At 76.0% G+C, this 8,333-nt stretch carries 11 protein-coding genes; 3 read left to right on the top strand and 8 right to left on the bottom strand.

Translation table 11 applies throughout. From position 1 onward, the window contains the following. Positions 1-154: 154 nt before the first annotated feature. Positions 155-448 (top strand): hypothetical protein, encoded by a 294-nt coding sequence (locus OF117_RS11645; RefSeq protein WP_263552996.1) that lies wholly within the window; start codon positions 155-157, stop codon positions 446-448. 17 nt (positions 449-465) lie between these two features. On the opposite strand, the gene OF117_RS11640 is transcribed toward OF117_RS11645, so the two are convergent. From OF117_RS11640 to OF117_RS11630, 3 genes are all read right to left on the bottom strand, one after another. Continuing rightward, the gene (locus tag OF117_RS11640) at positions 466-1,179 is read right to left on the bottom strand and encodes a helical backbone metal receptor (RefSeq protein WP_263552995.1); all 714 of its coding nucleotides are present in this window, start codon (positions 1,177-1,179) and stop codon (positions 466-468) included. 88 nt (positions 1,180-1,267) lie between these two features. Further along, positions 1,268-1,963, bottom strand: a complete 696-nt coding sequence (npdG, locus tag OF117_RS11635; RefSeq protein WP_263552994.1) for an NADPH-dependent F420 reductase — start codon at positions 1,961-1,963, stop codon at positions 1,268-1,270. 225 nt (positions 1,964-2,188) lie between these two features. Next, positions 2,189-2,383: a hypothetical protein gene (locus OF117_RS11630; protein WP_263552993.1), complete on the bottom strand. Its 195-nt coding sequence runs from the start codon at positions 2,381-2,383 to the stop codon at positions 2,189-2,191. 215 nt (positions 2,384-2,598) lie between these two features. On the opposite strand from OF117_RS11630, the gene OF117_RS11625 reads away from it, so the two are divergent. Continuing rightward, positions 2,599-3,726, top strand: a complete 1,128-nt coding sequence (locus tag OF117_RS11625) for a sensor domain-containing diguanylate cyclase (RefSeq protein WP_263552992.1) — start codon at positions 2,599-2,601, stop codon at positions 3,724-3,726. Between the two features lie 51 nt (positions 3,727-3,777). Here the strand turns inward: OF117_RS11625 and OF117_RS11620 are convergent, their stop codons facing one another. From OF117_RS11620 to OF117_RS11605, 4 genes are all read right to left on the bottom strand, one after another. After that, entirely contained in the window at positions 3,778-4,203 is a 426-nt protein-coding gene (locus tag OF117_RS11620; RefSeq protein WP_263552991.1) for a ChaB family protein, read from the bottom strand. Positions 4,204-4,266: 63 nt separating this feature from the next. Then, complete coding sequence (locus OF117_RS11615; RefSeq protein ID WP_263552990.1) at positions 4,267-5,196, bottom strand: alpha/beta fold hydrolase; 930 nt, start codon at positions 5,194-5,196, stop codon at positions 4,267-4,269. Next, positions 5,193-5,423: a hypothetical protein gene (locus OF117_RS11610; RefSeq protein WP_263552989.1), complete on the bottom strand. Its 231-nt coding sequence runs from the start codon at positions 5,421-5,423 to the stop codon at positions 5,193-5,195. Before OF117_RS11610 ends, OF117_RS11615 begins: the two co-directional genes overlap by 4 nt. A gap of 124 nt (positions 5,424-5,547) precedes the next feature. Then, positions 5,548-6,678: a Vms1/Ankzf1 family peptidyl-tRNA hydrolase gene (locus OF117_RS11605; RefSeq protein WP_263552988.1), complete on the bottom strand. Its 1,131-nt coding sequence runs from the start codon at positions 6,676-6,678 to the stop codon at positions 5,548-5,550. A 178-nt stretch (positions 6,679-6,856) separates the two neighbouring features. On the opposite strand from OF117_RS11605, the gene OF117_RS11600 reads away from it, so the two are divergent. Continuing rightward, positions 6,857-7,228 carry a hypothetical protein gene (locus tag OF117_RS11600; RefSeq protein ID WP_263552987.1) on the top strand — a complete coding sequence of 124 codons (372 nt, stop codon included), beginning with the start codon at positions 6,857-6,859 and terminating at the stop codon, positions 7,226-7,228. Between the two features lie 151 nt (positions 7,229-7,379). Here OF117_RS11600 and OF117_RS11595 read toward each other — a convergent pair whose 3' ends face one another. Then, on the bottom strand, positions 7,380-8,267 hold the full coding sequence (locus OF117_RS11595; protein WP_263552986.1) for a type II secretion system F family protein: 888 nt from the start codon (positions 8,265-8,267) through the stop codon (positions 7,380-7,382). Positions 8,268-8,333 lie beyond the last annotated feature (66 nt).

The raw sequence follows: 8,333 nt of genomic DNA, 5'->3' as shown, positions 1-8,333 counted from the left end.
ACCCGGCTGGTACCACGACCCCGAACCCGACCCACCCTGGCTCGAGGAACTCGCCCCACCCGATCCGTTGCGCGCGTGAGCGAATGCGCTGCCCCCGTCTCTGCCTGCTGACGTGCGGCCGGAGGCTGTCGGCTCCGCGTGGCAGCATGCGGGCGTGATCGCGGACGCGGCCGTCGAGGTGACCGCCCTGGCGGTCAACGTGGTTGTTCCCGAGGAGTTGCGCTGGGACGACGTCCGCCGGGGACGGCGATTCTGGCTGACGACGCTCAACGTGCGCCTGCTCCCCGACGGGCACCTCGCGGCGAAGGCCTACGGCCGGCCGGTCGAGGGCGGGCGCGGCACCTACGTCTCCTTCCCCGTCCCGGACCGGCCGGAGCTGGCCGCCCTCGTGGCCGAGGCGGGCACCCGCGCCGGGCAGCTGTGGAGCTCGCACCGCGGCCTGCGCTGACGGGCGGATCGTCCGGCTCAGCGTTCTCCCAGCAGCGCGGCGCGGAGCACCCGCGGCGCCTCGGCGAGCGACGGGCCGTACCAGGTCAGGTGCCTCCCTGACACGAGCACCGGCCGGCACTGCGGCCACGCCTCGGGACCGTCGTCCGGGGTGAAGGCGTAGGGCTCGTCCGGGAGGACGACGAGCTCCGCGGCGACGCCTGGCAGGTCGCCGGGAGCCAGCTTGGGATAGCGGTCGGCGTGCGTGGCGAACACGTTGCGGACGCCGAGCCGCGCCAGCACGTCGCCGGCGAACGTGTCCCGCCCGAGCACCATCCACGGCCGCCGCCAGATCGGGACGACGGCCGCCACGTCGGGCAGCCGCGGCGGATCGCGCCACGCGGCCCGCGCCGCCCGGAGCCACGGCGGGTCGGGCCGGTCGAGCAGCGCGCACAGCCGCCCCAGCATGCCGAGGGCCTGCTCGACCGTCGCCGGTGCGGTCACCCATACCGGCACGCCGGCCGCCCGCAGCGCGGTGACGTCCTGGTCCCGGTTCTCCTCGGCGTTGGCGACGACGACATCGGGCGCCAGGGCGAGCACCCGGTCCAGGTCGGGCCACTTCGTGCCGCCGACGCGGGGGACGGCGAGGTCGGGCGGATGGCTGCACCAGTCGGTCGCCCCGACCAGCAGGGACCGATCGGTGGCCGCGATCGCCTCGGTGAGCGAGGGGACCAGGCAGACAACGCGGCGCACCGGCGGCCCGTGGTAGGCCGCCGCCCGGTCGTCGACCAGCGTCAGCGGTTCCGCCCTTCCGGCCCCGTCCCGGGGACGGGCTCCTCGCTCAGACGTCGGTCACCCGGATGCCGGCGTGCGCCTTGTAGCGCCGGTTCACCGAGACCAGATTGATCGTCAGCGCCTCGACCTGGGCGGCGTTGCGCAGCCGGCCGGCGTAGATGCCACGCATGCCCGGTAGCCGCCCGGCCAACGCCTGCACCAGGTCGGTGGCCGCGCGGTCGTCGCCGACGACCATCACGTCGCCGTCCAGGGTCGGCCGGGACAGGTCCTGCAGCAGCACCGCCGACAGGTGGTGGAAGGCGCCCACGACCGTGCTGTCGGGCAGCAGCGCCGCCGCCTGCAGGGCCACCGACCCCTCCGGGACGTCGAGCAGGTAGGCGCCCAGCTCGTCGAAGCCCATCGGGACGACGCAGTCGACGACCACCTTGCCCGCGAGCGGCGACGCGAGATCGGCCAGCGTGGCCGCGTGCCCGGCGTAGGGCACCGCGACGATCACCAGGTCGGCCGCGCCGGCGACGTCGGCATTGCTTCCCCCGCGCACCGACACCTCCGCACCGGCTGCCGCGGCCAGGGCCCGGTCGGCCACCTCCGCGGCGATCTCCTCGGCCCGCCCGGCCTCGCGCGAACCGAGCAGCACGCGCTGCCCGGCGGCGGCCAGGCGCATCCCCAGCCCGCGCCCCTGGGGCCCGGTGCCGCCGAGCACGCCGACGACCAGCTCCTCCACCGAGCGCCCGTCCGTCACACCGCCTCCTCGATGTCCGGCACCGCTGCCGGGCGCCGACGTCCGGCGCCCCGCGTCCGGCGCCGCGTGTCCGGCGCCGCCGCCCGCCGCCGTCGTCCCGCCGCCGTCGCCCGGCGCCGTCGCCCGGGCCCGGCGGGGGGTGCCCCGCCGATCATGCCCGACGGCGGGAGAGGGCACCCGGCGGCACGAGTCGTGCGGCGGATCGAGCGCCGGGACGGCTCGCAGTCAGTCGCCCGGGTGGCCCTCGCGCCAGGCACGGTCCTCGGCGGAGAGCCGCTCCTCGCGCTCGGCCACCGACTGCAGCGCGTTCTCGGCCTCCTGGCGGGTGGCGTACGGCCCCAGCCGGTGCCGCTCGGCGCAGCCGTCCCGTGGCTCGACCGTGCGGTGCTTGAGGCAGTAGAACCACGGTCCCTCGGCCATCGCGGCCCTCCTCGTCCCGTCGGCGGAGCCCCGGAGCCCCGGCGGTTCCCTCGCGCGCCAGCCTCGCACCCGCTCACCGGCTCCCGCACCCGCCGTGACCGGAGACCCGCCGGGCCACACGTCCGGGTGTCCTCCGCCTCCGGACGCGTGACGCGCCGTGCCCGATCGAAGACGCACGGCGAGCGAGTGTCACCGCCGTGCGGCATCCTGCTCCGGTGCTCGACCACCGAGGACCGGACGCCGACCGCCCCCTCACCCCGCCCGGTCCCCCGGCCCCCGGCGGGCTGCCCTTCCGCCGCGTGGCCACCCTCGTGCTGGCCGCGGTGCTCTTCCTCGGCGGGCTGACGGGCGCGGTCACCTTCGCTCTCGACGCCTCGGCCCGCGAAGGTCTGACCGGATGGCTCTACGGCGGAACGATGCTGCTCTGCATGCTCGCCGCCGTGCCGGTGGCCGCCCGCCGCAGGGCGCTGCCGCGGCAGGCCCTCGGCCTCGTCCTGCTGGCCGAGCTGGTCTATGCCGTCGTGGCGCTGTGCATCGACGACCCCGCCCGGTACGCCGGTCCTCTGGTGCTGCTCCTGCCCGTCTGCGCGGCTGCCTGGCTGCTGCGGCGGTGGGAACTGGGTGTCGTGATGGTCGCCACCGGCGTCAGCTGCGCGGTGGCGTTGGCGCCGAGCTACGACAGCGCGCTCGACCTCGCCGTCCAGGTGGCCATCCGGGCCGGCGTCCTCGACGGCGCCGCGCTCGGCGTCTTCCTGCTCCGCCGGCGCGTCCAGCGCCTGCTGCACGAGACCGGCGCGCTCTCCCGGACGGACCCCCTGACCGGACTGTTCAACCGGCGCTACCTCGTGGAGCAGGCTCCGCGGCTGTGGGGGCAGGCCCGGCGTGACGGCATGCACCTGGCCGCCACGGTCCTCGACCTCGACCGCTTCAAGCAGCTCAACGACGCGCACGGGCACGCTGCGGGTGACGGCGTCCTGCAGGCGGTCGCCCGGTCGCTTGCCGCGACCGTCCGGCCGGCCGACGTCCTGGCCCGGACCGGCGGGGAGGAGCTCGTCGTCCTCGGCGTCGTCAGCGGCCGCAAGGAGGCCGGCCGGCTCGCCGAGCGCCTGCGGAGCGCGGTCGCCGACGCGCGCAGCGCGGACGGCCACCGTGTCACCGCCTCGGTCGGGCTGGCGCTGGTCCGGCCGGTCGACGGCGAGGACGTCGTCGACGCGTTGTGGCGGCTGGTCGACCACGCCGACGCGGCGATGTACGCGGCCAAGCAGGCCGGCGGCGACCGGGTGGCGCCGGTCCGGTGGCCGGCCGTCGGGCCCACTCGCGCCGGGACGGTCGCGGAGGGCTGACCCACCGAGCGGAGGAGATCCGCCGCGGTCACCGCGCCGGATCTCTCCCGGCTACGTACGGGCGTCGGCGGTCTTCTTGTCGTTCGCCTTCCGGAGGGCGTCGACCAGCTCGTCCTTGCTCATCGTCGAGCGGCCGGGGACGTCGAGCTTCCGCGCCACGTCCATGAGGTGCTCCTTGGACGCGTTGGCGTCGACGCCGCCCTTGGTCTCCCGGTTCGTGTCGCGGCCACCCTCGGCCTGCGAGTCGGAGGGACCCTTCCTGCCGCCCGGCTTGGGCTCCCAGTGGTCGCCGACCTTCTCGTGGGTGTGCTTGACCGCGGCCCAGGCGACCTGGTTGGCCCGTTGGGCGTCGTCGTACTGGTCGGCGGCGGCGTCGTGCGCCTTGGCGAAGGTGCGCTGCGCCTTGTCGTCCGAGCGCTGCAGCGTGCTCGGGATCTCGTCCTGCTTGGCCTTGCCGCCCTTGGTGGTCTTCGGCATGACGTCCTCCCTCGCGGTTCCTGGGAGGCGGCTACCCGCCGGCCCGCGCGGTCACGCGCCCGGCTACGGCGATCGGGTGAACGCGATCAGCGCGGCGGCCAGCTCCTCCGGCGCCTCCTCGGCCATGTGGTGACCGCTGTCGATCTCGGCGCCCCGCAGGTCGGGTGCCCAATCGGCCCAGACGGCGAGCGGGTCGCCGTACAGCTCCGCCAGGTCGTCGCGGCGCGACCACAGCAGCAGCGTCGGGCAGGAGATCCGCCGCCCGGCGGCGCGGTCCGCGTCGTCGGCCGCACGGTCGACGCCGAGGCCGGCCCGGTAGTCCTCGAGCATCGCGCGCACGGTGGCCGGGTCGCGGACGGCGGCGCGGAAGTCGGCGTGGTTCTGCACGCCCATCACCGCGGGATCACCCCCGTACCAGGCGTCGGGGTCGGCCAGGATCGCCCGCTCCGGCTTCTCCGGCTGCGCGAAGAAGAACCAGTGCCACCAGGCCGCGGCGAACCGGGCGTCGGCGCGGCGCAGCGCCTCGCCGATCGGCACGCTGTCCAGCACGGTGAGCTGCGCAACGGCGTCCGGGGCGTCGAGGGCCAGCCGCAGCGCCACGTAGCTGCCCCGGTCGTGCCCGGCGACGGCGAAGCGCTGATGCCCCAGCGCGCGCATCAGGGCCAGCACGTCGGCGGCCATCGCCCGCTTGGAGTACGGCGCGTGGTCGGGCGTCGTCGGCGGCTTGCTCGACCGGCCGTAGCCGCGCAGGTCCGGGCAGACGACGGTGTGCCCGGCCTCTGCCACCAACGGGGCGACCCGCCACCACGTGGTGTGCGTGCGCGGGTGCCCGTGCAGCAGGACGACCGGCGGCCCGCTCCCGCCGTGCCGGACCTGCAGCGTCACGCCGTCCGCGACGTCCACCCGTTCCTCGGTGAAGCCGGGGAAGAACCCCGGGTGGGGCGCGGGAGCGCAGTCCTCCTGCCCTCCCGCACTCCACTCGGACGGCGTCACGGCAGGTCGGCGGTGTCCTCCGAGCGACGGTGGGCACCCTGGGCGTCGTCGGGGTCGGGGTGCACGGTCCGCTCCTCCGACTCGGCGAGGATCACCTCCGCCGCCGTCCGCTCCGCGCCGCTGCCCCGGAGCTCCTCCTCCTCGGGCAGCAGCTGCGCCCGGGTCTCGACGTTGCCCTCGGTCACGTTGGCGCGGGCCTCGGGGCTGGGCTCCTTGTGCGTGGTCATCTCAGAACCGTTCCTGCTCGGTGTCCGGCACTGGGGTGCGCGGGCGACGTCCTGCTCGGATGGGAGCGTCCGGTCCGACGGCGGCCGGCATGGGCCGGTCACCCCGCCGCCGTGCGTCCGCGGTTCACCGCGCCGACGGCGTCGAGTCGTCGGTGTAGCGGAGCACCGCCGCGACCGGGGCCTTGTCGGGCAGCGCGGCGCGGGGCACGACCACGACCTCGGCGTCGCTGGCGGCCACGGCGGCGAGCAGGGCGCGGTCGGCCGGGACGACGGTGCCGTGCGTGCCCAGCGCGTCCATGTCGTGCTGGTCGACGCCGAGCACCAGCGGGGTGTCGCCCACCAGCAGCGTCTCGCCGCGGAGGTCGTCGGCCAGCACGAGCGTCTCCACCTGCGCCTTGCGCAGCGCCTCGACGACGGCGTCCGTGCCGGTCACCGCCAAGCCGTGCGCCGACGCCGCCTGGACCTGCTCGAGCACCCGCGCGTCCTCGCGGGCCTCGTGCTCGGCGACGAGCTCGGCCGCCCGCCGGTCGATCGGCTCGCGGTCGGCGCCCGCGGCGCGGCCGCCCTCGTCCATGGTGACCAGCACGTCCCTGACCCGGGAGGTCACCCGGTCGGCGAGGACCGCGCGGGCCCGCTCCTCGCCGGCCAGCAGGACGAACCGGGCCGAGATCTGGCCGACCAGCTGGTCGATGACCTCGGCGACCTTGTCGGCGTTCTGCATCCACACGTTCTCGCTGTTGTGCATGTACCGGAGCGCGCTCCAGCCCCCGCCGGGGAACTTGTGCACGAAGCGCTCCTGGCCCTCGACCGTGGTCTCCAACGCGGGGTGCCCGGGCTCGGTGACGATGGTGATGTCGGCGCCGACCCGGTCGGCGACGACGACCAGGTGCGGCACCCGGCCGGGCAGGGCGCGGATCACCGGCAGCAGGTCCGGCTGCGGCGACCAGTCGGTGGTCTCGGTGCGCGGGGCGTCGGCGAGCCGGGCGTCGAGGACGACGTTGCCGCGCGAGTCGGCCACGATGGCCCGGCCGCGCAGGGTGCCCGCCTCTCCCCCCTCGTTCCCCTCGAGCAGCCGGTCGCGCACGGCCTGGACGACGGGCTCGTCGGCGCCTTGCTCGGCCAGCCGCTCGCTGATCGCGCGCACCCGCAGCTCGAGCTCGGCGCCGGCGGACTCGGTGTTGTGGGTGACGTCGGCGCACACCGTGGCGAAGGGGCCGGGTGCGTTGAAGGCGCGCTGGATCACGGACGCGTGCATGGGCCGTCTCCCTCGTCGGATTCGTCGGTCGGGCGGTCCCCGCGGCACCGGGCGGCCGGGCGCGGGGCTGGCCACCGGTCGCCCTACCCGCCGTCCCGGCGGTCACACCCAGGCATGGCGGCAGGACCGTCGGGTAGGGCGGCAGGGGACCGACCGACGACCGACCGGAGGTATCGACGTGGCCGTGCACCACGACCAGCTCCCGCTGCCGGACTACGACCACCTGCCGGTGGAGGGCCTGACCTCGCGCATCCGCACCCTGGACGCCGCCGAGCTCGAGACCGTGCTCGCCTACGAACGCGAGCACGCCGACCGGGCGCGGGTGGTCACGATCATGGAGAACCGGCTGCAGTCGCTGCGCGCCGGCGCCCAGCCCTCCGGCGGCGACCCGGCCGCCCCCGCCGCCGACGACCCGGTGCACGCCGCGGCGGGCTCGAAGGTGTCGGCCGCGACGCAGGCCCCGCCGGTCAACCCGCCGTCCCACGGCGACCCGACCAACCCCGCCCAGCCCCGCGGCACCGGCTCGGCCGGCCCCGCGCCGACCACCTGATCAGGCCGGCGCGCGCAGCGCTGTCGTCCCGAGTGGGCCCCCGGAGGGGTCCGCGCAGGGACGACGCGGCGGCTCTGCACGAACCGGGACGGCACCCGGTCGCGGTGTCGTCCGGAGGACGACGATGTCATCGCTCGGACGATGTCACCGCTCAGCCGAACGCGGCGACGATGTCGAGCACCGCAGGGCCGAGCAGCACGATGAACAGCGTCGGCAGGATGCACAGGATCAGCGGGAAGATCACTTTCACCGGGATCTGCATGGCCTTCTCCTCGGCTCGCTGCCGCCGCTTGAGCCGCATCTCCGCCGCCTGGGTCCGGAGCACGTCGGCGATGGAGACGCCGTACGCGTCGGCCTGGACGACGGCGCGGATGAACCGCCGCAGGTCGGGGACACCGGTGCGCTCGGCCAGCGCGAGGTAGGCCTCCCGGCGCGGCTGCCCGACGGCGATGTCCTGCAGCGTGCGCACCAGTTCCTCGGCCAGCGGTCCCTTGCCGTTCCTGCCGGCCCGCGCCATCGCCGCCTCGAAGCCGAGGCCGGCCTCCACGGCGATGGTCATCTGGTCGAGCGTGTCGGCCAGCTCGAGCCCGATGGCGGCCTGCCGCTCCTGGCCTCGGCTGTGGAGCAGCAGCTCGGGCACGACGTAGCTCACCCCGGTGACCACGACGGCGAGGGCGACGGTCAGCACGCCCGGGCGGGCGAGCACCACGACCAGGCCCAGGCCGCCGGCCACCGCGGCGAGCACCACCTTGGCCGCGACCAGCCGCGGCACCGGCCAGGCCGCCGGGCGGCCGGCCGTCGCGGCCAGCCGGTCCAGACGGGCCAGCGTGCCGCGCGGCGTGAGGCTCCGGGTCAACCGCGCCTGGGCCGGACGGCGGCGCGGCTGCCGGGCGTCGGGCAGCACGATGCCGCGCACCAGGTTGTCGCGGGCCCGGTCTCCGGCGCCCTCCGGCCGCGCGAGCAGCGCCCAGCCGAGCAGCGGCACGGCGGAGGCCACGGCCAGGACGGCGGCGAGCACGGGGACGGGGAGCGTCAGCACGGTTTCCCCACCGGAGGTGTGTTGGTCAGGAGTGGCGTCAGCACGGGTTCCCCACCGGAGGTGTGT

Source organism: Geodermatophilus sp. YIM 151500, from assembly GCF_025716945.1.
GTDB lineage: Bacteria > Actinomycetota > Actinomycetes > Mycobacteriales > Geodermatophilaceae > YIM-151500.
This window is presented reverse-complemented; position numbering and strand designations above follow the sequence as displayed.